At 53.9% G+C, this 23,426-nt stretch carries 19 protein-coding genes and 7 tRNA genes; 18 read left to right on the top strand and 8 right to left on the bottom strand.

The window, feature by feature from the left end; all coding sequences use genetic code 11:
- Positions 1-173 precede the first annotated feature (173 nt).
- Together speF and potE are read left to right on the top strand one after the other, a co-directional pair.
- Complete coding sequence (gene speF / locus SP99_RS06215; protein ID WP_047958030.1) at positions 174-2,372, top strand: ornithine decarboxylase SpeF; 2,199 nt, start codon at positions 174-176, stop codon at positions 2,370-2,372.
- The gene (gene potE / locus SP99_RS06210; protein ID WP_025756360.1) at positions 2,369-3,682 is read left to right on the top strand and encodes a putrescine-ornithine antiporter; all 1,314 of its coding nucleotides are present in this window, start codon (positions 2,369-2,371) and stop codon (positions 3,680-3,682) included. Before speF ends, potE begins: the two co-directional genes overlap by 4 nt.
- Positions 3,683-3,772: 90 nt before the next feature.
- Here potE and pgm read toward each other — a convergent pair whose 3' ends face one another.
- Together pgm and seqA are read right to left on the bottom strand one after the other, a co-directional pair.
- Positions 3,773-5,413: a phosphoglucomutase (alpha-D-glucose-1,6-bisphosphate-dependent) gene (pgm, locus tag SP99_RS06205; protein WP_025756359.1), complete on the bottom strand. Its 1,641-nt coding sequence runs from the start codon at positions 5,411-5,413 to the stop codon at positions 3,773-3,775.
- A gap of 24 nt (positions 5,414-5,437) precedes the next feature.
- Positions 5,438-5,986: a replication initiation negative regulator SeqA gene (seqA, locus tag SP99_RS06200; protein WP_025756358.1), complete on the bottom strand. Its 549-nt coding sequence runs from the start codon at positions 5,984-5,986 to the stop codon at positions 5,438-5,440.
- Positions 5,987-6,169: 183 nt separating this feature from the next.
- Here seqA and ybfF point away from each other — a divergent pair, with 183 nt between their 5' ends.
- From ybfF to fur, 4 genes are all read left to right on the top strand, one after another.
- Positions 6,170-6,943 (top strand): esterase, encoded by a 774-nt coding sequence (gene ybfF / locus SP99_RS06195; protein WP_047958029.1) that lies wholly within the window; start codon positions 6,170-6,172, stop codon positions 6,941-6,943.
- A 128-nt stretch (positions 6,944-7,071) separates the two neighbouring features.
- A complete protein-coding gene (gene ybfE / locus SP99_RS06190) occupies positions 7,072-7,359 on the top strand; it encodes a LexA regulated protein (RefSeq protein ID WP_023334913.1) in 288 nt (95 codons plus the stop codon).
- Positions 7,360-7,514: 155 nt separating this feature from the next.
- Positions 7,515-8,045 carry a flavodoxin FldA gene (fldA, locus tag SP99_RS06185; protein WP_008501067.1) on the top strand — a complete coding sequence of 177 codons (531 nt, stop codon included), beginning with the start codon at positions 7,515-7,517 and terminating at the stop codon, positions 8,043-8,045.
- Positions 8,046-8,335: 290 nt separating this feature from the next.
- A complete protein-coding gene (fur, locus tag SP99_RS06180; RefSeq protein ID WP_023310771.1) occupies positions 8,336-8,782 on the top strand; it encodes a ferric iron uptake transcriptional regulator in 447 nt (148 codons plus the stop codon).
- Positions 8,783-8,877: 95 nt separating this feature from the next.
- On the opposite strand, the gene chiQ is transcribed toward fur, so the two are convergent.
- The 4 genes from chiQ to nagE all read right to left on the bottom strand — a co-directional run bounded on the left by chiQ (position 8,878) and on the right by nagE (position 14,956).
- A complete protein-coding gene (gene chiQ, locus SP99_RS06175; RefSeq protein ID WP_047959783.1) occupies positions 8,878-9,207 on the bottom strand; it encodes a ChiQ/YbfN family lipoprotein in 330 nt (109 codons plus the stop codon).
- Positions 9,208-9,253: 46 nt separating this feature from the next.
- Positions 9,254-10,651 (bottom strand): chitoporin ChiP, encoded by a 1,398-nt coding sequence (gene chiP, locus SP99_RS06170; RefSeq protein ID WP_025756355.1) that lies wholly within the window; start codon positions 10,649-10,651, stop codon positions 9,254-9,256.
- Between the two features lie 446 nt (positions 10,652-11,097).
- Entirely contained in the window at positions 11,098-12,765 is a 1,668-nt protein-coding gene (gene glnS / locus SP99_RS06165) for a glutamine--tRNA ligase (RefSeq protein WP_047958028.1), read from the bottom strand.
- 169 nt (positions 12,766-12,934) lie between these two features.
- The gene (nagE, locus tag SP99_RS06160) at positions 12,935-14,956 is read right to left on the bottom strand and encodes an N-acetylglucosamine-specific PTS transporter subunit IIBC (RefSeq protein ID WP_025756353.1); all 2,022 of its coding nucleotides are present in this window, start codon (positions 14,954-14,956) and stop codon (positions 12,935-12,937) included.
- 328 nt (positions 14,957-15,284) lie between these two features.
- On the opposite strand from nagE, the gene nagB reads away from it, so the two are divergent.
- From nagB to asnB, 5 genes are all read left to right on the top strand, one after another.
- Positions 15,285-16,085: a glucosamine-6-phosphate deaminase gene (gene nagB / locus SP99_RS06155; RefSeq protein ID WP_013097568.1), complete on the top strand. Its 801-nt coding sequence runs from the start codon at positions 15,285-15,287 to the stop codon at positions 16,083-16,085.
- 55 nt (positions 16,086-16,140) lie between these two features.
- Positions 16,141-17,289 carry an N-acetylglucosamine-6-phosphate deacetylase gene (gene nagA, locus SP99_RS06150; RefSeq protein ID WP_047958026.1) on the top strand — a complete coding sequence of 383 codons (1,149 nt, stop codon included), beginning with the start codon at positions 16,141-16,143 and terminating at the stop codon, positions 17,287-17,289.
- A gap of 8 nt (positions 17,290-17,297) precedes the next feature.
- The gene (gene nagC / locus SP99_RS06145) at positions 17,298-18,518 is read left to right on the top strand and encodes a DNA-binding transcriptional regulator NagC (RefSeq protein ID WP_025756351.1); all 1,221 of its coding nucleotides are present in this window, start codon (positions 17,298-17,300) and stop codon (positions 18,516-18,518) included.
- A gap of 45 nt (positions 18,519-18,563) precedes the next feature.
- Positions 18,564-19,316 carry a ribonucleotide monophosphatase NagD gene (gene nagD / locus SP99_RS06140; protein ID WP_025756350.1) on the top strand — a complete coding sequence of 251 codons (753 nt, stop codon included), beginning with the start codon at positions 18,564-18,566 and terminating at the stop codon, positions 19,314-19,316.
- 249 nt (positions 19,317-19,565) lie between these two features.
- Positions 19,566-21,230 carry an asparagine synthase B gene (asnB, locus tag SP99_RS06135; protein ID WP_025756349.1) on the top strand — a complete coding sequence of 555 codons (1,665 nt, stop codon included), beginning with the start codon at positions 19,566-19,568 and terminating at the stop codon, positions 21,228-21,230.
- Here asnB and SP99_RS24880 read toward each other — a convergent pair.
- Positions 21,221-21,415: a hypothetical protein gene (locus SP99_RS24880; RefSeq protein WP_167514952.1), complete on the bottom strand. Its 195-nt coding sequence runs from the start codon at positions 21,413-21,415 to the stop codon at positions 21,221-21,223. The two genes, asnB and SP99_RS24880, sit on opposite strands and share 10 nt — an antisense overlap.
- Before the next feature lie 42 nt (positions 21,416-21,457).
- Here SP99_RS24880 and SP99_RS06130 point away from each other — a divergent pair.
- The 7 genes from SP99_RS06130 (at position 21,458) to SP99_RS06100 (ending at position 22,155) form a co-directional block, all read left to right on the top strand.
- Positions 21,458-21,534: transfer RNA gene (locus SP99_RS06130), tRNA-Met, on the top strand.
- 9 nt (positions 21,535-21,543) lie between these two features.
- Positions 21,544-21,628: transfer RNA gene (locus SP99_RS06125), tRNA-Leu, on the top strand.
- 23 nt (positions 21,629-21,651) lie between these two features.
- Positions 21,652-21,726: transfer RNA gene (locus SP99_RS06120), tRNA-Gln, on the top strand.
- 32 nt (positions 21,727-21,758) lie between these two features.
- Positions 21,759-21,833: transfer RNA gene (locus tag SP99_RS06115), tRNA-Gln, on the top strand.
- Between the two features lie 17 nt (positions 21,834-21,850).
- Positions 21,851-21,927, top strand: a tRNA-Met gene (locus SP99_RS06110).
- A gap of 42 nt (positions 21,928-21,969) precedes the next feature.
- Positions 21,970-22,044, top strand: a tRNA-Gln gene (locus SP99_RS06105).
- A gap of 36 nt (positions 22,045-22,080) precedes the next feature.
- Positions 22,081-22,155, top strand: a tRNA-Gln gene (locus SP99_RS06100).
- A 95-nt stretch (positions 22,156-22,250) separates the two neighbouring features.
- Here the strand turns inward: SP99_RS06100 and ubiF are convergent.
- Positions 22,251-23,426, bottom strand: coding sequence for a 3-demethoxyubiquinol 3-hydroxylase (gene ubiF / locus SP99_RS06095; protein WP_047958025.1), 1,176 nt, complete (start codon positions 23,424-23,426; stop codon positions 22,251-22,253).

Raw genomic sequence — 23,426 nt, 5'->3', positions numbered from 1 at the left:
TCATTTAACGTGATTCAGACTCATCCGCACCGGGCGGACTGAATTGCCATCATAAAAAAGCAATTCACTGATTTTTAATCAGCGGCCACCTTTTGCTTTTTTTCCGGAAAATTATCGATTTCTTTTTTGCAAGAAATCGAGGGACTTTTATTACCTAAAATAAAGAGAGAAAGATGAACAGTTTAAAAATTGCAGCCAGCCGTGCCTGTCCGGATTGTTTTACCACCCAGCGTGAACTGGTGGATGTACGGGCCTCGGATTATATTGATGTTGCCGCTATTGTTCTGGCCGTAAGCGATATTACCGATGGTATACTGGACGAAATAGAAGCCACCGGATTTGGTATTCCTGTTTTTGTCGCGACGCACAAAGAAGAGATCATCCCGGCAGACTATTTATCACGCATTCAAGGCGTATTTGAGTATTCAGACACCAGCAACGACTTTTATGGACGTCAACTTGAAGCGGCAGCACAGAAGTATGAAACCCAGCTGCGCCCGCCGTTTTTCCGCGCCCTGGTCGATTATGTGAAACAGGGCAACAGCGCGTTTGACTGCCCGGGGCATCAGGGCGGGCAATTCTTCCGCCGTCACCCTGCCGGGAACCAGTTTGTCGACTTCTTTGGTGAGACGCTTTTCCGTGCCGATCTGTGCAACGCCGACGTGGCGATGGGCGACCTGCTGATCCACGAAGGCGCGCCGTGCATCGCCCAGCAGCATGCGGCAAAAGTCTTTAATGCCGATAAGACTTACTTCGTGCTGAATGGCACTTCATCATCTAACAAAGTGGTGCTTAACGCCCTGCTCACGCCGGGTGACCTGGTCTTGTTCGACCGTAACAACCATAAATCGAACCATCACGGTGCCCTCCTTCAGGCAGGCGCTACGCCGGTCTATCTGGAAACCGCGCGCAACCCGTACGGTTTTATCGGTGGTATTGACGCCCACTGCTTTGATGAACGTTATCTGCGCGAGCTTGTGGCAGAGGTGGCGCCTGGCCGTGCACGCGATGCGCGTCCGTTCCGCCTGGCGGTGATCCAGTTGGGTACCTACGATGGCACCATCTATAACGCCCGTCAGGTGGTGGATAAGATTGGTCATCTGTGCGATTACATCCTGTTTGACTCGGCCTGGGTGGGTTACGAGCAGTTTATTCCGATGATGGCCGACTGCTCTCCCCTGCTGCTGGATCTGAACGAAAACGATCCGGGGATCCTGGTGACCCAGTCTGTGCACAAACAGCAGGCGGGCTTCTCACAGACCTCGCAAATCCACAAGAAAGACAGCCACATCAAAGGCCAGCAGCGCTATGTCCCGCATAAGCGGCTGAATAACGCCTTTATGATGCACGCCTCCACCAGCCCGTTCTATCCGCTGTTTGCCGCGCTGGACATCAACGCCCGGATGCATGAAGGCCAGAGCGGGCGCAACATGTGGATAGACTGCGTGGTGAACGGTATCGAAGCGCGAAAATTAATTCTGGAGAACTGCCACTACCTGCGTCCGTTCGTACCCGAAACGGTAGATGGTCGTCCCTGGGAAAGCTGGGCCACGGCGGAAATTGCGACCGACCTGCGTTTCTTCCATTTCGTGCCGGGTGAACACTGGCACGCTTTTGAAGGCTACGCTGAGCACCAGTATTTTATCGACCCGTGCAAGCTCTTGCTGACCACGCCGGGCATTAACGCCCGCACCGGCGAGTATGACGACTTTGGCGTGCCTGCCACTATCCTCGCCAACTTCCTGCGTGAAAATGGCATTGTGCCGGAGAAATGCGATCTCAACTCGATCCTGTTCCTGCTCACGCCTGCGGAAGATATGGGCAAACTGCAGCAGCTGGTGGCGCAACTGGTCCGCTTCGAAAAACTGCTCGAGAGTGATGCCCCGCTAAAAGAGGTGCTGCCTTCCATCTGCAGACAACATCCGGATCGCTACGCGAATTACACTCTGCGCCAGATCTGCCAGGAGATGCATGACCTGTACGCCCGCCACAACGTGAAACAGCTACAGAAAGAGATGTTCCGCAAATCTCACTTCCCACGCGTGATGATGAACCCGCAGGACGCGAACTACGCCTATCTGCGCGGCGAGGTCGAACTGGTGTCCCTGCGCGACGCGGAAGGCCGCATCGCCGCCGAAGGCGCCCTTCCTTATCCGCCAGGGGTGCTGTGCGTTGTTCCGGGGGAAGTCTGGGGCGGTTCCGTGCTGCGCTACTTTGCCGCGCTGGAAGAAGGCATCAACCTGTTACCGGGCTTTGCGCCCGAGCTGCAGGGGGTCTACGTCGAAGAGTGCGAGGGTCGCAAACAGGTTCGCTGCAATGTCATCAAACAACCCGCCGCTCAGCCCGCGCTGCTGAAAGGAGAGACATTATGAGTAAGTCCAATAAGATGGGCGTAATGCAGCTCACCATCCTCACTATGGTGAATATGATGGGATCGGGGATCATCATGCTGCCCACCAAGCTTGCAGAAGTGGGGACCATTTCGATTATCTCCTGGCTGGTGACCGCCTTAGGTTCAATGGCGCTGGCATGGGCGTTTGCCAAGTGCGGAATGTTCAGCCGCAAGTCAGGCGGTATGGGGGGCTATGCCGAATATGCCTTTGGTAAGTCCGGCAACTTTATGGCCAACTATACCTACGGGGTGTCGCTGCTGATCGCTAACGTGGCCATTGCTATTTCCGCCGTCGGTTACGGCACAGAGCTGTTTGGCGCGACGCTTAGCCCGGTACAGATTGGTTTAGCCACCATCGGCGTACTGTGGATCTGCACCGTGGCCAACTTTGGCGGCGCGCGCATCACCGGCCAGCTCAGCAGCATCACCGTCTGGGGCGTAATTATTCCGGTTGTCGGCCTGTGCATCATCGGCTGGTTCTGGTTCAGCCCGACCCTGTACGCTAACTCATGGAACCCGCACCATGTACCGTTCTTTACCGCAGTGGGCTCTTCTATCGCCATGACACTGTGGGCCTTCCTCGGCCTGGAATCCGCCTGCGCGAATGCGGAAGTGGTGGAGAATCCGGAAAAGAACGTTCCGATTGCCGTTCTTGGTGGCACGCTCGGCGCGGCGGTGATCTATATCGTCTCGACGAACGTGATTGCAGGCATCGTGCCGAACATGGACCTGGCAAACTCCACGGCGCCGTTCGGGCTGGCTTTTGCGCAGATGTTCACTCCAGGCGTCGGGAAAGTGATCATGGGTCTGATGGTGATGTCCTGCTGCGGGTCACTTCTCGGCTGGCAGTTTACTATCGCTCAGGTATTTAAATCTTCGGCTGATGAAGGCTACTTCCCGAAAATCTTCTCCCGCGTGACCAAAGCCGATGCGCCGGTGCAGGGCATGTTAGCGATTGTCATCTTCCAGAGCGGATTGTCGCTGATGACCATCAGCCCGTCGCTGAACAGCCAGTTCAACGTGCTGGTCAACCTGGCGGTCGTGACGAATATCATTCCGTATATTCTGTCGATGGCGGCGCTGGTGATTATTCAGAAGGTCGCGAAAGTGGAGCCACGCAAAGCGCGCGTGGCGAACATCGTGGCGCTGATTGGGGCGATTTACAGCTTCTATGCGCTCTACTCATCCGGGCAGGAGGCGATGCTGTATGGTGCGATGGTGACCTTTATGGGCTGGACGCTGTACGGTCTGGTGTCACCGCGGTTTGAATTGAAGAATAAGCACAGTTGAAAAAAAGCCCGGTGGCGCTAGCGCTTACCGGGCCTACGATCGTTGTTGTAGGCCGGGCAAACGCAGTGCCGCCCGGCACACAAACCGCACTTACGCGTTTTTCAGCACTTCGCTGACAATCTCTACCGCTTCTTTCTCAATCTGCTGACGGTGCTCAGCGCCAAGGAAACTTTCGCAATAGATTTTATACGCATCTTCCGTACCGGATGGACGTGCCGCGAACCAGCCGTTGTCGGTCATCACTTTCAGTCCGCCAATGGATGCGCCGTTACCCGGTGCCGCCGTCAGACGGGCAGTGATCGGGTCGCCCGCCAGGGTGCTTGCGCTGACCATCTCAGGAGAGAGTTTCGACAGCGCCGCTTTCTGGGCAGACGTCGCGCTGGCCTGAATACGGTTATAGCTCGGCGCACCAAAGCGTGCCGCCAGGTCGTTATAATGTTCCTGCGGGTTTTTACCAGTGACCGCGGTGATTTCCGCCGCCAGCAGGCACATGATGATGCCGTCTTTATCGGTTGACCACGGCGTGCCGTCAAAGCGCAGGAAAGATGCCCCCGCGCTCTCTTCACCACCGAAGCCGAAGCTGCCGTCGTGCAGACCGTCAACAAACCATTTGAAGCCAACCGGTACTTCCACCAGCTTGCGGCCCAGCGCATCAACCACGCGGTCGATCATAGCTGAAGAGACCAGCGTCTTACCGACAGCCACCTCTTTGCCCCACTGCGGACGGTGCTGGAACAGGTAGTTAATCGCAACCGCCAGATAGTGGTTCGGGTTCATCAGCCCGGCCGGGGTGACAATACCGTGGCGGTCATAATCCGGGTCGTTAGCAAACGCCAGGTCGAATTTATCGCGCAGCGCCAGCAGGCCCGCCATGGCACACTCTGATGAACAGTCCATACGGATCGCGCCATCTTTATCGAGGTGCATAAAGCGGAAGGTCTGATCGACGTGATCGTTCACGATGGTCAGGTCCAGCTTGTAATGCTCTGCGATACGTTTCCAGTATTCAATACCGGAGCCGCCCAGCGGATCCACGCCCAGCTTCAGCCCGGCTTTCTGAATTGCCGCCATATCGACGATATCCGCCAGCCCTTCCACGAACGGCTGAACCAGATCCTGTTCTTTCACGTGACCCGACGCCATGGCGGCATCCAGAGAAATACGTTTCACGCCTTTCAGGCCATCTGCCAGCAAAGCGTTGGCGCGATCTTCCACCACTTTGGTGACGTTGGTGTCAGCCGGACCACCGTTAGGCGGGTTGTATTTGATGCCGCCGTCTTCCGGCGGGTTGTGGGATGGCGTGATAACGATGCCGTCCGCCAGCGCGCCACCTTTTTTGTTGTGCACAAGGATAGCGTTAGAGACCGCAGGCGTTGGGGTAAAACCGTTGTTCTCCTGAACAATCACATCGACGCCGTTTGCCACCAGCACTTCCAGCACCGAAATAAAGGCAGGTTCAGACAGTGCATGGGTATCTTTCCCCACGTAGCACGGACCGGTAACGCCGTTTTTAGCGCGCTCTTCTGCAATGGCCTGAGCAATGGCCAGAATGTGCGGTTCGTTAAAGCTGTGGCGCGCCGCGCTACCGCGGTGGCCAGATGTACCAAACTTCACTGCGTGTTCTGCGTTGCCCACGACCGGTTTCAGCACGTAATACTGCGCGGTCAGCTGAGCGACGTTAATCAAATCGCTTTGTTGTGCAGGTTGGCCTGCACGGCTGTGATTTGCCATTACCGGGTCCTTCTGATGCAAGGGTTAAATTGTACCGCAAACCTTTTCAGTCAATTCCGCCGGGAACTGCATGGACTGCATGATGTGTTCAATCATGCTGCACTTGCGGCCCGTATTGGTATTGGTGATCACCCAGTACGGAGTGCCAGGGACATGTTTGGGTTTGGTTTGGTTGCCATTTTGCAGCAGCGTCTGCTCATCACCCGCGAAATAGACGCGAGTACGACCGTGAAGCGACTCGGTCGCCTCAGCAAACGCATTGTTATCCAGTGAATAAAGTGTAGACAGCACCAGCATAAAGCGGTTAACCGCCTTTTTCTGCTCCGCATATTCATCGGACAGGAGCAGCTCGCGCATCGCGCGCACTTTATCTTTTGCCGGTGTCACGGCAGGTTTTGCTTGTGCGACAACGCCCGGCTGAGACACGACATCTTTGGTGACTGGGGTAGCAGGCTGTGAAGCGGCGGAAATTTTAAGCATGCGCCGTAAAATGTCGGACGCGCTCTCCCCGATATGCCGCGTCTGGCTGGCAATATACTGATAGAGTTCGTCATCAACTTCGATTGTTTTCATCTTAATCCAGTGCGATATCTTATCTGAATACAAGTCATTGGGATTATAAGGTCAAATCCCAACAGCGGATAGCGTCAAACCAGGTTGGCCACAAAAGTCAGATTAAACTGGAACCTTGCAGCCGGGCGGCAGAATGGTCAACATGATACCCTAACCTGACATACGTAAAAAAAGAACTTTGCCATGAAATTGAATACCCGAGCGCAAACTGCACAATCGCCGAACAATAATTCTCCCATCGTACTGGTTCACGGGCTTTTTGGCAGTCTGGATAACCTGGGCGTGCTGGCGCGCGATCTGGTTACTGACCACGATATTTTGCAGGTCGATATGCGCAATCACGGTCTTTCCGGGCGTTCAGACGAGATGACCTATGCCGCGATGGCGCAGGATCTGCTGGATACGCTGGACGCCAACGGCCTGCAGAAGGTAACCCTCATCGGGCATTCAATGGGCGGCAAAGCGGTGATGGCCCTCACAGCGCGTGCGCCGGAGCGTATTAACGGCCTGGTGGTGATTGATGTCGCGCCTGTCGATTACGACGTTCGCCGTCATGACGACATTTTTGCCGCCATCAATGCGGTCACCGAAGCGGGTGTCGCGACCCGCCAACAGGCGGCGGCCGTCATGCGTGACCATCTGGACGAAGAAGGCGTTGTGCAGTTCCTGCTGAAATCGTTTGTGGACGGACAATGGCGTTTTAACGTGCCGGTGCTCTGGGCGCAGTACAACAACATCGTGGGCTGGGAAACGGTACCTGCCTGGCCACACCCTACCCTCTTCATTCGTGGCGGTAACTCTCCTTATGTTACCGACGCGTACCGCGACGCTATACTGGCGCAATTCCCTCAGGCGCGAGCCCACGTGATTGCCGGTGCCGGACACTGGGTTCATGCCGAAAAACCTGACGCCGTGTTGCGCGCCATTCGTCGCTATCTCTCTGATACGGCAAATTGATTAAAAAGAGAGCGACTGGAAGGCTGCGGGCTTCCAGTCGTTGGCGCGCCGTTTTTGGTGATGTATGATGGCGCGCTTATCGCCCGGGCATTAGCAGGGCGGCGTGTTTCCCCCGAAGTCTCAGAATCATGGCCAAAGAACAAACGGACCGTACGACACTAGATCTGTTCGCGAATGAGCGTCGCCCGGGACGACCCAAGACGAATCCGCTTTCGCGCGATGAACAGCTGCGTATCAATAAACGCAATCAGCTTAAACGCGATAAAAATCGTGGGCTTAAGCGTGTCGAACTGAAGCTTAACGCCGACGCCGTCGATGCGCTGAATGAGCTGGCTGACGCGCGCAATATCAGCCGCAGCGAACTCATTGAAGAGATGTTGATCGCCCAGCTTGAGACGTTGCGCAGCCAGGCATAAGTCTGAAAATCCCCTTAATGACCCTTTTCATGTAGCACAGAGTGCAGTCCTGCGTGATAGCTGTTTCCGCAGGGTTGCCAGTTCTGCTATTATTGCCCTTATCCGTGGCCAAATTGCGCCACCATACTATTAAGTTTCAAGAGGTTATTTTACTCATGGCAATCATCGGCATTTTCTTCGGCAGTGATACCGGCAATACCGAAAACATCGCAAAAAACATTCAAAAACAGCTCGGTAAAGACGTTGCTGATGTGCATGACATCGCCAAGAGCAGCAAAGAAGACCTTGAAGGATATGACATCCTGCTGCTGGGCATTCCGACCTGGTACTACGGCGAAGCCCAGTGCGACTGGGATGATTTCTTCCCGACGCTGGAAGAAGTGGATTTCAACGGTAAACTGGTTGCCCTGTTTGGCTGTGGCGATCAGGAAGACTACGCCGAGTACTTCTGTGACGCACTGGGCACTATCCGCGACATCATCGAGCCAAATGGCGCCGTGATTGTCGGCCACTGGCCGACTGCCGGTTACCACTTCGAAGCGTCTAAAGGCCTGGCGGATGACGACCATTTCGTGGGTCTGGCCATCGACGAAGACCGTCAGCCAGAACTGACCGCAGAGCGTGTTGAGAAGTGGGTGAAGCAGATCCGCGAAGAGCTGCACCTGGACGATATTCTCAACGCCTGAGTTTTATCACGGCGCAACGGCGGTTGCGCCCGTGTTCCAGGTCAAACCGATTAAATTAATCGCTACAATCTTTTAACTTTTTCGTCCAGACCTGTACAATGTCTCCCTGATAAAACGTGGTTTTCCATTGCGCAAGTTTGTTGGTGATACCACGTTTTTATAAGCATATTTTGCCTGAGACTTGCAGTTTTCATTTAGCCATGGCAGTTCTATAATGAGACGCATTATCCTAGGTGCATTTTCTGTCACTTCCTAAGAAGTGAATCGTTTAGCAACAGGACAGATTCCGCATGACTGACAACAATACCGCATTAAAGAAGGCTGGCCTGAAAGTTACGCTTCCTCGGTTAAAAATCCTCGAAGTGCTTCAGGGTCCAGACAATCACCATGTCAGTGCGGAAGACCTTTATAAACGTCTTATCGACATGGGTGAAGAGATTGGGCTGGCTACCGTTTATCGCGTGCTGAACCAGTTTGATGACGCGGGCATTGTTACCCGTCATAATTTTGAAGGCGGAAAATCTGTCTTCGAACTGACCCAGCAGCAGCACCACGATCACCTGATCTGCCTCGATTGCGGCAAGGTCATTGAATTCAGCGATGATTCCATCGAATCACGTCAGCGTGAAATCGCGGCACGTCATGGCATCCGCCTGACCAACCACAGCCTGTACCTGTATGGTCACTGTGCTGAAGGCGATTGCCGTGAAGACGATCACGCGCACGACGCAAAATAATTTGTGTTCATGCTCTGAGCCAACCGCGAGGTTGGCTTTTTTTTGCCTAAAAAAATGCCCGGTGGCGCAGCGCCACCGGGCATGATAACAGCGAGTTACTTACTGTTATTGCTTCGAATTTCTTTCCAGATCTGATCGCAACGCTTCGCCACTTCCTGATCGTTACCGGTTTTACGCGCCTGGATACAGGCCTGGTAATCCATCACGCGCACCGTCTCCTGCGTCGCGAACTGCTCATGCGCTTTCTCTTTCTTCAGCACATTTAACACGCTCTGACAGGCTTCAATTTTCTCCGGCGAACCTTCAGCGGTATTGATACATGCGCTATAGGCCTCTTTCAGCCGGGAATCTTCTTTCGGTGCCTGAGTCTGAGCACACGCCACTAGTCCCGACGCCAGCAGCGCGACAATTACGATTTTTTTCATCATGTGCAGTCTCCTGTCCGGCAGGCACTGCCCGCCGGACGATTCATCAGAAGATGGTGAACGGTGCGATAACCATGAATTTCACGTCACGTTCATCCTGGAAGATGTTGCCGTAACCGCCCGCATAACTCGGGATATCGGAGTGGTTGTCATACTGGGTGAAGTGCAGTTTGAACATCGTGCCTTTTGCGCGACCATCCTGCAGGGTATAGATCGCATCCAGGCTGTAGGAGGACTCTTTCAGGCGATAGTTTGGATCGTAGTAAGCGTCTGGTGTGGCCATATCGGCAGGTTTTGCATCCCAGGCGTAAGCGTAGGAAGCCCCCACCGCCCAGCCAGGCAGGTTCCAGTTTTTCAGGTCATACATCGCACCGAAGAAGACCGCTTTCTCGCCGTCGGCGTTGAAGTCTGAACGGTTATCCCACCAGATATCAAGACGGCCATTGGACGATGCATAGGTCGGGGTCATACGCTGCAGGAAGTAACCCTGCTGCCCTTCCGCCTTCACCCACGTCCCTTCCAGACGTAAATCAACCTGGCCTACCTTGTAGCCGAAGGTCAAAGCCTGTAACCATGCGGTACCGTCATAGATGTCGTTGACGCCACCATCACTGACTTTATCGCGGGTGCCGTAGAATTGATAACTGGTGCTCAGCGGGCTACCGGCGATATCAAATTTGTAGCTGGCTTTGGCAAAGTACTGATCGACATAACCTTCTGCCTGACCAAATGCCGCTTCAAGAACAAGATCGTTTTTGAAGTCGTATTTCGCGCCCAGCGAGTGCAGGTAATCGACTTTGGTTTTTTTATCGTTCTGGTAGAACTTGTCCATTTCGATGTGCCATGGAGCTTTGTACTCGTTGGTCCACATGTAAGAGAAGCTCAACGCACCCGCATCACCATAGTCGAAGTTCGCCCCGGCTTCGGCCCCCTGATAAGTGCCCGGCATAAAGCTCCAGTGCGGCGCTAACAGCGTCTGGCCGGTTGGCTGAATATAGCCCCCGCGCGCCCATACCGGGCCGTATTTAAATTTCGCTGCGGCCTTGTAAAGGCTGATACCGCTTTTATCTCCGGACCAGTCTTCTTTATAGGCTTTGTTGCTGGAGGAGAAGGCAATTTCGTTAGGGTGGGCGCTGTCGCCGTTTTCCGCCATTTCGATCGCGGTGAACGCAGCAATATCCAGACCGAACATATCCGCGGCGTAGCCTGACTGGAAGTCCAGGTTGGCGTTCCAGGTGGAGTGAGAAAGGTTGGTTTTGTATTTGTCTTCGGTAACGTCTTTACGGTCACGCTCACGCTGCCAGTAATAAATACCGCCCGTGAGGGTAGAATCTTCGATGAAACCCGCCGCTTTTGCCTCTGGGGTAACGACCAGGCCCGACATTGCTGTCACACCGGCAATAGCCAGCGCCAGCGCACTACGTTTGCCACTGAACGTACGCATAGATTATTCCTCTTTGACGAATTAAAACGCCTGAAACGGCGAAAATAAAAAAGACCCGATGGTCAGGGGTAGTTATAAATACCCTCGAATTAACTACCGTCTTTAGGTTATTTTTCGCGACGCGAATTATCAATGCTTTTCAGCGGGCAAAAGTCAGGATTATGACGAAGTGCACATAATTGGTAGTGCTTTGTAACATTTACCGGAGGACGAGATTTGGCGGGGTAAGACATTAAATTTCAGTAGTTAAGATCGTTAAAGTCTGTAACGTTTTCCTCATTCTGTATTTATGGAAACAAACAAACTTTTTTCAGGAAAATAAGTAGCACCTCATTGACCTGATATTTTTACCGAAAGGTTTACAGCCCGGCTTTAACGATATGATCATAAATAAAAAAAACGCCGCAATACGCGGCGTTTGTCTCTCATTGACCAATACAGCGTTATTATTCGCCGATCTTAGTCCAGGTATCACGCAGGCCCACGGTACGGTTAAATACCGGTTTTTCCGCCGTGCTGTGACGGCTGTCCAGGCAGAAGTAACCTTCACGTTCGAACTGGAACGCTTTGCCCGCTTCAGCCGCTTTCAGTGATGGCTCCGCATAGCCCTGTTTGATAACCAGTGATTCCGGGTTAATGGTCGCCAGGAAGTCTTCAGCCGCCCCCGGGTTAGGCACGCTGAACAGACGATCGTAGAGGCGAATTTCGACCGGCAGCGCATGGGGCGCACTGACCCAGTGAATAACGCCTTTTACCTTGCGTCCGTCCGCCGGATCTTTGCTCAGGGTCTCTGCGTCGTAAGAGCAGAAGATGGTGGTGATGTTACCTTCCGCATCTTTCTCCACGCGCTCGGCTTTGATGACGTAAGCATTACGCAGACGCACCTCTTTACCCAACACCAGACGCTTGTACTGCTTGTTAGCTTCTTCGCGGAAGTCAGCACGATCGATCCAGATTTCACCACTGAACGGCACGTCACGGCTTCCCATTTCCGGTTTGTTCGGATGGTTAGGCATGGAGACCAGCTCGCTTTCACCCTGCGGATAGTTCTCAATAACCAGTTTCACCGGGTCGATAACCGCCATCGCGCGCGGTGCGTTTTCGTTGAGGTCTTCGCGAATGCAGGATTCCAGAGACGCCATTTCAATGGTGTTGTCCTGCTTGGTCACGCCAATGCGTTTGCAGAACTCACGAATAGAGGCGGCAGTATAACCACGACGACGCAGACCAGAAATAGTCGGCATACGTGGGTCATCCCAACCCTCAACGTGCTTGTCGGTGACCAGCAGGTTCAGCTTACGCTTGGACATCACGGTGTATTCCAGATTCAGACGAGAGAACTCGTACTGACGTGGATGCACAGGAATGGTGATGTTATCCAGTACCCAGTCGTACAAACGACGGTTATCCTGGAACTCCAGCGTACACAGCGAGTGGGTGATACCTTCCAGCGCATCGCTGATGCAGTGGGTGAAGTCGTACATCGGGTAGATGCACCACTTGTTACCGGTCTGGTGGTGTTCAGCGAACTTGATACGGTACAGCACCGGATCGCGCATTACGATGAACGGAGACGCCATGTCGATTTTGGCACGCAGACACGCTTTGCCTTCTTCGAAGCCACCCGCACGCATTTTTTCAAACAGCGCCAGGTTCTCTTCCACGCTGCGATCGCGGTACGGGCTGTTTTTACCCGGTGCGGTCAGCGTACCGCGATATTCACGGATTTCATCCGCAGACAACTCGTCGACATACGCCAGACCTTTATTGATCAGCTCAACCGCATAGGCGTACAGCTGATCAAAATAGTCAGAGGAGTAGCAGATATCGCCAGACCAGTTGAAGCCCAGCCATTGGACATCGTTCTTAATGGACTCAACGTATTCGATGTCTTCTTTTACTGGGTTGGTGTCATCGAAACGCAGGTTGCACTGGCCCTGGTAGTCCTGGGCAATGCCAAAGTTCAGGCAGATAGATTTTGCATGCCCGATGTGCAGGTAGCCGTTTGGCTCCGGCGGGAAACGGGTATGGATTGTGGTGTGCTTACCACTGGCCAGATCTTCATCGATGATCTGACGAATAAAGTTACTCGGGCGGGCTTCTGCCTCACTCATCGTGGATTCCTCAAAGCGTAAACAACGTATAACGGCATATGATCTTATAAGCCGGACGTAGTGACAACCCTTAAAACGGCTCTGAAGAAAATAATGGGGGCATTTGCTGCAAAAAAAAGCGGCGGAGGAGATCCCCCGCCGCTTAAGGCATGACTCTACTCAGGAGCGATTACTTGCCTTTAATCTCATACAACGGTGTTTGGCCCGCAACAACCTGACCTTTCGCCTGAATGACCAGGCCACTGAAGTCGTCGATGTTGCTGCACACCACCGGGCTTATCATGGATCGCGCGTTGGCGTTCAGGAAGTCCAGATCCATTTCCAGAATCGGCTGCCCGGCGACCACTTCAGCGCCCTCTTCCACCAGGCGAGTAAAGCCCTGACCGTTCAGCGCTACGGTATCGATACCCATGTGGACAACGATCTCCGCGCCATTTTCGGTTTCGAGGCAGAACGCGTGGTTAGTGTTGAAGATTTTCACGATGGTACCGGCAGCAGGAGACACAACGGTTTTGTCCGTTGGTTTCACCGCGACACCGTCCCCCACCGCTTTGCTGGCGAATGCTTCATCAGGCACCTGCTCAATCGCCACGACTTCACCGGTGACAGGAGAAACCAGCGCGGCAACGGTTTTGGCGTTTGGTACAGCCTGCGGTTTTGCAGCTGCAGGTGCGGCAGCGGGAGCAGCGCCTGCTTCAGCGGCGGCGACCGGGCCGGTTGTTTTCATGGCGTTGGCAATTTTTTCCGCAACGAAGCCAACAATAATCTGCACGCTGGTTTTGTTCAGGCGGATAACGCCGGACGCGCCCAGACGTTTTGCCAGCGCTTCATTCACCAGAGAGGAATCTTTCACGTTCAGACGCAGACGGGTGATACAGGCATCAATGCCGGTCAGGTTGTCAGAACCCCCGACAGCGGCGATGTACTGACGCGCCAGACCAGAAACATCCTGATCCTGCGCACCGCTCACGTTCACGTCCTGACCATCCGCTTCGCTACCGGCCACAGCCAGCTCACGACCCGGAGTCATCAGGTTGAATTTGGTGATAGTGAAACGGAACACCACGTAGTAGATCGCGAAGAACACCAGACCTTGTGGAATCAACATCCACCAGTGGGTCGCCAGCGGGTTACGGGAAGAAAGCACCATATCCACCAGACCCGCACTGAAGCCAAAGCCTGCAATCCAGTGCATGCTGGCAGCGATAAACACGGAGATACCGGTCAGCACAGCGTGGATCACATACAGCACAGGCGCCACGAACATGAAGGAGAATTCCAGCGGTTCGGTGATACCGGTGAAGAAGGCCGCAAACGCCCCCGCCATCATAATACCCAGCACTTTCGCTTTGTTCTCTGGACGCGCGCAGTGGTAGATAGCCAGCGCAGCACCCGGCAGACCAAACATCATGATCGGGAAGAAGCCAGCCTGGTAGCGACCGGTGATACCGACAACCGCTTTACCGGCTTCGATGGACTGTGCGCCACCCAGGAAGTTAGGGATATCGTTAATACCCGCAACGTCGAACCAGAACACGGAGTTCAGCGCGTGGTGCAGACCAACCGGGATCAGCAGACGGTTGAAGAACGCGTACACGCCCGCCCCGATGGAGCCCAGTTTCTGAATGTGCTCACCGAAGTTAACCAGACCGTCGAAGATCATCGGCCAGATGTACATCATGATGAACGCAACGACGATCATCACGAACGAGGTCAGGATTGGCACCAGACGACGGCCGCTAAAGAAGGAGAGCGCTTTTGGCAGTTCAACGCTACTGAAGCGGTTATACAGTTCGGCGGAGATGATACCTACAAGGATACCGACAAACTGGTTGCTGATCTTACCGAATGCCGCCGGTACCTGGTCCGCCGGAATTTTTTGGATCATCGCCACTGCTGCTGGTGAGCAGAGCGTGGTTAAGACGAGGAAACCGACAAAACCGGTCAGCGCAGCGGCACCGTCTTTGTCTTTGGACATACCATAAGCCACACCAATCGCAAACAACACGGACATGTTGTCGATAATGGCGGAGCCTGACTTGATAAAGAACGCCGCCAGCGCGCTGGTGCTACCCCAGCCGTTGGGGTCGATCCAGTAGCCGACACCCATCAGGATGGCTGCGGCAGGCAGCGTGGCGACCGGCACCATCAGTGCGCGACCAACCTTTTGTAAATAACCTAGAATACTCACTTTCTTCCCCCTATGAGACCCCGTTTAAGGCGTGTTCTCAGCTCTGTTTTTTATTGTGTCACGAACTATAGATACAGTTGATGATTCACTGGCATTGTGAGTGTGTGAAAAATTAATTCGTATCGCAAATTAAACACCTGCTTTTTGTGATTTTTGTCACCAAATATCGTTTCTCACCCTCCCTTTCACTGGCTAACAACGAAAACTTATTTTATCATTCGAAAAATCAAGACGGATTGATCCGGCCTGAAAGGTTCCAGGTTACGCTTACGTATCAGGTCCCGATAGCCATCCGCCCACTCTTCTACTTTAACTCTTGAGGTGAACAATGAGACTGATTCCCCTGGCAACTGCTGAACAAGTCGGTAAATGGGCCGCTCGCCATATCGTTAACCGCATCAACGCGTTCAAACCGACCGCCGATCGTCCTTTCGTACTTGGCCTCCCGACGGGCGGCACACCGCTGACCGCGTATAAGGCCCTGGTTGAGATGCACAAAGCAGGCCAGGTTAGCTTCAAACATGTTGTGACCTTCAATATGGATGAATACGTCGGCTTACCGAAAGATCATCCGGAAAGCTACCATAGCTTTATGCACCGCAATTTCTTTGATCACGTTGATATTCCAGCTGAAAATATTAACCTGCTGAATGGAAACGCGCCTGATATTGACGCAGAATGTCGTCAGTATGAAGAAAAAATCCGTTCTTACGGTAAAATCCACCTGTTTATGGGCGGTGTGGGTAATGATGGTCACATCGCATTTAACGAGCCGGCATCATCTCTGGCGTCCCGTACCCGTATTAAAACGCTGACCCATGACACGCGCGTGGCAAACTCCCGCTTCTTTGATGGCGATGTGAACCAGGTTCCAAAATACGCCCTGACCGTAGGCGTAGGCACCCTGCTGGATGCCGAAGAAGTGATGATTCTGGTGCTGGGCAGCGTGAAGGCGCAGGCGCTCCAGGCAGCCGTAGAAGGCAACGTTAACCATATGTGGACCATCAGCTGCCTGCAGCTGCATCCAAAATCAGTCATCGTCTGCGACGAGCCATCCACGATGGAGCTGAAGGTAAAAACGTTGAAATACTTCAACGAGTTAGAAGCTGAGAACATCAAAGGTCTGTAATTGAATAACCGCCTCTTCAACAAGAGGCGGCCGCTTTTTTTAACCGGGGGTCGTTATGTACGCTTTAACCTACGGTCGGATTTATACCGGCCATGATATTCTGGATGACCATGCGATTGTTATCGCCAATGGCCTGATTGAACGTGTTTGCCCGCTGGCAGAGCTGCCGCCGGAGATTGAACAGCGCTCACTCAATGGAGCAGTAATCTCCCCCGGTTTCATCGACGTACAGCTGAACGGCTGCGGCGGTGTGCAATTTAATGACTCCGCCGACGCGGTGACGGTCGAAACGCTGGAGATCATGCAGAAAGCCAACGAGAAATCTGGCTGCACCAGCTATCTGCCAACGCTCATCACCAGCAGTGATGATCTTATGAAACAGGGTATCCGCGTGATGCGTGAATACCTGGCCAAACACCCCAATCAGGCGCTGGGTCTGCACCTTGAAGGACCATGGCTCAATATGGTCAAGAAAGGGACGCATAACCCGGATTACGTGCGCAAACCGGATGCAGAGCTGGTGGATTACATGTGTGCGAACGCTGATGTGATCACCAAAGTCACGCTGGCCCCTGAAATGACCGGCACTGACGTCATCAGCAAGCTGGCCGCCGCCGGGATTGTGGTTTCAGCAGGCCACTCTAACGCTACGCTGAAAGAGGCGAAAGCCGGTTTCCGCGCGGGCATTACCTTTGCGACGCATCTTTATAACGCCATGCCGTATATCACGGGGCGTGAACCGGGTCTGGTCGGTGCGATTCTGGATGAGCCAGACGTATACTGCGGCATTATCGCCGACGGTTTACACGTCGATTACACCAACATTCGCAATGCCAAGCGGCTGAAAGGTGACAAGCTTTGTCTGGTCACGGATGCCACCGCACCGGCAGGTGCAAATATTGAGCAGTTCATTTTTGCCGGTAAAACAATATACTACCGCAATGGACTGTGTGTGGATGAAAACGGTACGCTGAGTGGTTCCTCTTTGACCATGATTGAAGGGGTGCGTAACCTGGTGGAACATTGCGGGATTGCGCTTGATGAAGCCCTGCGTATGGCCACCCTTTATCCGGCGCGTGCAATGGGCGTGGATAAACAGCTTGGCGGAATTGCACCAGGTATGGTTGCAAACCTGACGGCATTCACACACGATTATAAAATTATTAAGACCATCGTTAATGGTAACGAGGTCGTCACTGAGTAAGTAAAAGTATGACACCTGGCGGACAAGCTCAAATCGGTAATGTCGATCTCGTTAAACAACTTAACAGTGCGGCGGTATATCGCCTGATTGACCAACATGGTCCAATCTCACGTATCCAGATAGCCGAACAAAGCCAGCTTGCTCCCGCCAGCGTGACAAAAATTACCCGCCAGCTCATCGAGCGCGGTCTGATCAAAGAAGTCGATCAGCAGGCCTCTACCGGGGGCCGCCGCGCGATCTCCATTGTTACCGAAACCCGTAATTTTCAGGCGATCGGCGTCCGGCTGGGTCGTCATGACACCACGCTCACGCTCTACGATCTGAGCAGCAAAGCCATTGCGGAAGAGCACTACCCTCTTCCGGAGCGCACCCAGGAAACACTGGAGCATGCGCTGCTGAACACCATCGCGCTGTTTATTGAAAGCTGTCAGCGCAAGATCCGCGAACTCATCGCCATCTCCGTGATTCTTCCCGGCCTGGTCGACCCGGAAAGCGGCGTGATCCGTTATATGCCGCATATTCAGGTTGAAAACTGGGGGCTGGTCGACGCGCTGGAAAAGCGTTTTAAAGTGACCTGCTTTGTGGGCCATGACATTCGCTCTCTGGCGCTTGCTGAGCACTACTTTGGTGCGAGTCAGGACTGCGAAGACTCTATTCTGGTGCGCGTTCACCGCGGTACGGGCGCCGGCATTATCTCTAACGGCCGTATTTTTATTGGTCGCAACGGTAACGTCGGTGAGATTGGCCACATTCAGGTTGAACCCCTCGGGGAGCGCTGCCACTGCGGAAACTTTGGTTGCCTTGAAACCATTGCCGCCAACACCGCCATCGAGCAGCGCGTCCGCCATCTGCTGGAACAGGGTTACCAAAGCCGCGTGACGCTGGACGACTGCAAGATAGGCACCATCTGTAAAGCCGCCAATAAAGGCGACGCGCTGGCCTGCGAAGTGATCGAACAGGTGGGACGCCATCTGGGGAAAACCATCGCCATCGCCATTAACCTGTTTAACCCGCAAAAAGTGGTGATCGCAGGTGAAATTGTGGAGGCAGAAAAGGTCCTGCTCCCCGCCATTGAAGGCTGTATTAACACCCAGGCGCTGAAAGCATTCCGCCAGAACCTCCCGGTGGTTCGTTCAAAGCTTGACCATCGCTCAGCGATTGGCGCGTTCGCGCTGGTCAAACGGGCTATGCTCAACGGAATTCTGCTGCAGCATTTGCTGGAAAGTTAATCGGACCTTATAGTAACGCCTTCTTTTTTTGATGTCGGAATGTCCATGACCATTAAGAATGTAATTTGTGATATCGACGGCGTGCTGATGCACGACAACGTTGCCGTGCCGGGTGCTGCGGAGTTTCTTCACCGCATCATCGACAAAGGAATGCCTCTGGTTCTTCTCACGAACTACCCTTCTCAGACCGGTCAGGATCTGGCAAACCGCTTTGCGACGGCGGGTGTCAACGTCCCGGACAGCGTGTTTTATACCTCGGCAATGGCCACGGCGGATTTTCTGAAGCGTCAGGAAGGGAAAAAAGCCTACGTGGTCGGTGAAGGGGCGCTGATCCACGAGCTGTACAAAGCGGGCTTTACCATCACCGATGTCAACCCGGACTTTGTGATCGTAGGTGAAACGCGCTCCTACAACTGGGAGATGATGCATAAAGCCTCTTTCTTTGTGGCTAACGGCGCGCGCTTTATTGCCACCAACCCGGATACCCATGGCCGTGGCTTTTATCCGGCCTGTGGCGCGCTGTGCGCCGGTATCGAAAAAATCTCCGGGCGCAAGCCGTTCTATGTCGGCAAGCCAAGCCCGTGGATCATTCGCGCCGCGCTCAACAAGATGCAGGCCCACTCTGAAGAGACCGTGATTGTCGGCGACAACCTGCGCACCGATATTCTGGCCGGTTTCCAGGCTGGTCTGGAGACAATTCTGGTGCTCTCCGGCGTCTCTCAGCTTGATGACATCGATTCAATGCCGTTCCGGCCAAGCTGGATTTACCCCTCCGTCGACGAAATTGACATTATCTGATACCGAACCACGCCTCAGGGCGTGGTTCTTTATTTTTATGTATGCAAAACACAACCCCATCTAACAAAAAGGTGCTTCTGTTGAATAATCATCAATAAATGCGCTCATCACATACGCGTTTTTCACTGATCCGCAACCGCCATTGCACTATTTCCGTTTTCACCCGTAAAACGCTTGCGCGCCCTGCCCCTTTGCGGCATTTTCATAAGCAAGCAACATCACAATGCAACAGGGTTAACGGAGAAGGTTATGTGTTCTATTTTTGGCGTACTGGATATTAAAACTGACGCGGGCGAACTGCGTAAAAAAGCACTCGAACTGTCCCGCCTGATGCGCCATCGCGGCCCGGACTGGTCCGGCGTTTACGCCAGTGACAAAGCCATTCTGGCACACGAACGTCTGTCAATCGTCGACGTCAATGCCGGTGCACAGCCGCTGTATAACGAGAAAAAAACGCACGCGCTGGCGGTTAACGGTGAGATTTACAACCACCAGGCGCTGCGCGCCGAGTACGGTGACCGCTACGCGTTCCAGACCGGCTCTGACTGTGAAGTCATCCTGGCGCTGTATCAGGAGAAAGGACCCGAGTTCCTGGACGACCTTCAGGGTATGTTTGCATTCGCCCTGTACGACAGTGAAAAAGACGCCTACCTGATTGGCCGTGACCATATTGGTATTATCCCGCTGTACATGGGCCACGATGAACACGGCAACTTCTATGTCGCGTCTGAGATGAAAGCCCTGGTGCCGGTTTGCCGCACCATTAAAGAGTTCCCGGCGGGCAGCTACCTGTGGAGCAAAGATGGCGAAATCCGTCAGTATTATCAGCGCGACTGGTTCGACTATGATGCCGTAAAAGACAACGTCACGGACAAAGCCGAGCTGCGCCAGGCACTGGAAGATTCCGTGAAAAGCCACCTGATGTCTGACGTGCCCTACGGCGTGCTGCTCTCCGGCGGTCTGGATTCCTCCGTGATCTCGGCGATCACCAAGAAATTTGCCGCCCGTCGTGTGGAAGATCAGGAGCGCTCTGAAGCCTGGTGGCCACAGCTGCACTCCTTTGCCGTGGGTCTGGAAGGCGCGCCTGACCTAAAAGCCGCGCAGGAAGTGGCAAACCACCTGGGGACGGTGCACCATGAAATTCACTTCACCGTGCAGGAAGGTCTGGATGCGATCCGCGATGTGATCTATCACATTGAAACCTATGATGTGACCACCATTCGCGCCTCCACGCCAATGTACCTCATGTCGCGCAAGATCAAGGCGATGGGCATTAAGATGGTGCTCTCCGGTGAAGGCTCTGACGAAGTGTTTGGCGGCTACCTGTACTTCCACAAAGCGCCAAACGCCAAAGAGTTACACGAAGAGACGGTGCGTAAACTGCAGGCGCTGCACATGTTTGACTGCGCACGAGCTAACAAAGCGATGTCCGCCTGGGGCGTAGAAGCACGCGTTCCGTTCCTGGATAAAAAATTCCTTGATGTGGCGATGCGCATTAACCCGCAGGATAAAATGTGCGGCAACGGCAAAATGGAAAAACATATCCTGCGCGAATGTTTTGAATCCTACCTGCCGGCAAGTGTGGCATGGCGTCAGAAAGAGCAGTTCTCTGACGGCGTAGGCTACAGCTGGATCGACACCCTGAAAGAGGTGGCGGCGAAACAGGTTTCAGACCAACAACTGGAAACCGCGAGCTTCCGCTTCCCGTACAACACGCCGGGCTCTAAAGAAGCATATCTGTACCGTGAGATCTTCGAAGAACTGTTCCCGGTACCGAGTGCTGCCGAGTGTGTGCCTGGGGGGCCGTCCGTCGCCTGCTCTTCCGCGAAAGCCATTGAATGGGATGAATCTTTCAAAGCAATGAACGATCCATCAGGCCGCGCGGTAGGCGTTCACCAGTCTGCCTATAAATAATCAATCATTTCTTTATCAGGTCCTGCGGGGCCTGATTTTTTTTGCCCCACTTTTCCTCCTCTAAAACCGATTAATAACCAATAATTGCCGAATATTCGGCCACGCTGTTCGCAACCTAACCAAACAGTCACATTCCCGCCATTTTCGTTGAAAAAGGTGTTGACGCTGCAAGGGTCTATACGCATAATGCGCCCCGCAACGCCGATAAGGTAACGCGAAAAAAAGATGGCTACGTAGCTCAGTTGGTTAGAGCACATCACTCATAATGATGGGGTCACAGGTTCGAATCCCGTCGTAGCCACCATCTTTTTTTGCGGGAGTGGCGAAATTGGTAGACGCACCAGATTTAGGTTCTGGCGCCGCAAGGTGTGCGAGTTCAAGTCTCGCCTCCCGCACCATTCCCGGGTAAGCGTTGCACGGATGGGGTATCGCCAAGCGGTAAGGCACCGGTTTTTGATACCGGCATTCCCTGGTTCGAATCCAGGTACCCCAGCCATATTTCTTCGATTTTGCGGTTCTCCGCGGTATTGGGGTATCGCCAAGCGGTAAGGCACCGGTTTTTGATACCGGCATTCCCTGGTTCGAATCCAGGTACCCCAGCCATCGAAGATTGCAGTACTGGCTACGTAGCTCAGTTGGTTAGAGCACATCACTCATAATGATGGGGTCACAGGTTCGAATCCCGTCGTAGCCACCAAATTTAGATTATCGATTGATTTCGGTAATGAAAAAAAATTGTTGGGGTATCGCCAAGCGGTAAGGCACCGGATTCTGATTCCGGCATTCCGAGGTTCGAATCCTCGTACCCCAGCCAATTTAAAAAGTCGTTAAGCAGTCTGTTTAACGCAATTGGGGTGTCGCCAAGCGGTAAGGCTCTGGTTTCTGATACCAGCATTCCGGGGTTCGAATCCCTGCACCCCAGCCACTTAGTCACAAAAAAGCCCGCTCTGCGGGCTTTTTTGTTTTTGTTGCTCAGAATAGTGCGGTCTGATGCCCTCTCCCACGGGAGAGGAAAAAAGATTAGAGTCCCAGGGCGTATTTGAGCGCCTGACGCTTCAAGCCGCCGGCGCGTTCCGCCGCCATCAAACCAATGTTACGCAAGATACGCACCGGCGCTATGTCATTGCTGAACCCGGCATAGAACAGATCCATTCCCGACTGCATGATAAAGTTATCCGCCATACGGCGCGTCTGATAACGCTTCAGGACCTGATGACTGGACCAGTTCTCCGCATGCCCGCGGGCGCTGCCCAGCACATCCAGTAACGCATCGACGTCGCGATACCCCAGATTTACCCCCTGCCCGGCCAGCGGATGAATGGTATGTGCCGCATCGCCCACCAGCGCCAGCCCTTCTCTGGCATACTGCAATGCGTGACGCCGCGTGAGCGGGAACGCCCCTGCGGCAACCGGCATAACATTGCCCAGACGGCTCGGGAAGTTCAGATGAATTTCCCGCTGCAATTGCTCCATTGAAAGCCCCTGCAGCTGGCGAATGCGCGCCGGTTTGTCGTACCACACCAGCGACGCCCAGTTATCGAACAGCGGTAAGAAGGCGTGCGGACCATTCGGAGTAAAGTGCTGCCAGGTGCTCTCTCCCGGCGCATTCTCACACTGAACGGTAATCAACATGCAGGACTGCTCGTACTGCCAGGCATGCACCCCGATACCCGCCATCTGCCTGACCTGCGAGTTAGCCCCATCGGCCCCGACGACCAACTTCACGGCCAGTTCATCGCCGCTGTCGAGCGTCAACACATAGCCACTCTCGTGAGGATGCAGCGCCTTCAGCGACGCAGGCACATGCAGCGTTACCTTCGGGTGCGCCTCCAGCGCCTGCCAGAGTGCCCGCTGGAGCACGTTATTTTCCACCATATAGCCCAGGCGCGGTAACTTCAGCTCAGCGGCATCAAACGCGACGTGGGCATTTTCCCACTCCCAGGTTTCAAGACGGCTGTAAGGATGGGCGCGCATCGCCAGCACCGACTCCCAGACGCCCAGCCCGCGCAGCAGATCAACGGACGCTGCGCTGATCGCGGAGATGCGTACATCCGGTTTGGCCGCCGGATCGTATTGCCCAGGCGCTGCCTGTTCAATTACCGTTACCTCAAATCCCTGCTGCGCCAGCCCCAGCGCCAGCGCGCCGCCGACCATACCGCCGCCGACAACGGCAACTTCGGTGTGTTGGAGTGTCAT

This window comes from Enterobacter sp. BIDMC92, assembly GCF_001030225.1.
Lineage (GTDB): Bacteria > Pseudomonadota > Gammaproteobacteria > Enterobacterales > Enterobacteriaceae > Enterobacter > Enterobacter sichuanensis.
This window is presented reverse-complemented; position numbering and strand designations above follow the sequence as displayed.

Coding starts and splice junctions, on each gene's coding strand:
- asnB (WP_025756349.1), top strand. CDS start 19,566: ATGTGTTCTATTTTTGGCGTACTGGATATTAAAACTGACGCGGGCGAA.
- nagB (WP_013097568.1), top strand. CDS start 15,285: ATGAGACTGATTCCCCTGGCAACTGCTGAACAAGTCGGTAAATGGGCC.
- ybfF (WP_047958029.1), top strand. CDS start 6,170: ATGAAATTGAATACCCGAGCGCAAACTGCACAATCGCCGAACAATAAT.
- speF (WP_047958030.1), top strand. CDS start 174: ATGAACAGTTTAAAAATTGCAGCCAGCCGTGCCTGTCCGGATTGTTTT.
- fur (WP_023310771.1), top strand. CDS start 8,336: ATGACTGACAACAATACCGCATTAAAGAAGGCTGGCCTGAAAGTTACG.
- SP99_RS24880 (WP_167514952.1), bottom strand. CDS start 21,415: ATGCGTATAGACCCTTGCAGCGTCAACACCTTTTTCAACGAAAATGGC.
- ubiF (WP_047958025.1), bottom strand. CDS start 23,426: ATGACACTCCAACACACCGAAGTTGCCGTTGTCGGCGGCGGTATGGTC.
- potE (WP_025756360.1), top strand. CDS start 2,369: ATGAGTAAGTCCAATAAGATGGGCGTAATGCAGCTCACCATCCTCACT.
- nagC (WP_025756351.1), top strand. CDS start 17,298: ATGACACCTGGCGGACAAGCTCAAATCGGTAATGTCGATCTCGTTAAA.
- nagD (WP_025756350.1), top strand. CDS start 18,564: ATGACCATTAAGAATGTAATTTGTGATATCGACGGCGTGCTGATGCAC.
- pgm (WP_025756359.1), bottom strand. CDS start 5,413: ATGGCAAATCACAGCCGTGCAGGCCAACCTGCACAACAAAGCGATTTG.
- nagA (WP_047958026.1), top strand. CDS start 16,141: ATGTACGCTTTAACCTACGGTCGGATTTATACCGGCCATGATATTCTG.
- chiQ (WP_047959783.1), bottom strand. CDS start 9,207: ATGAAAAAAATCGTAATTGTCGCGCTGCTGGCGTCGGGACTAGTGGCG.
- ybfE (WP_023334913.1), top strand. CDS start 7,072: ATGGCCAAAGAACAAACGGACCGTACGACACTAGATCTGTTCGCGAAT.
- fldA (WP_008501067.1), top strand. CDS start 7,515: ATGGCAATCATCGGCATTTTCTTCGGCAGTGATACCGGCAATACCGAA.
- chiP (WP_025756355.1), bottom strand. CDS start 10,651: ATGCGTACGTTCAGTGGCAAACGTAGTGCGCTGGCGCTGGCTATTGCC.
- seqA (WP_025756358.1), bottom strand. CDS start 5,986: ATGAAAACAATCGAAGTTGATGACGAACTCTATCAGTATATTGCCAGC.
- glnS (WP_047958028.1), bottom strand. CDS start 12,765: ATGAGTGAGGCAGAAGCCCGCCCGAGTAACTTTATTCGTCAGATCATC.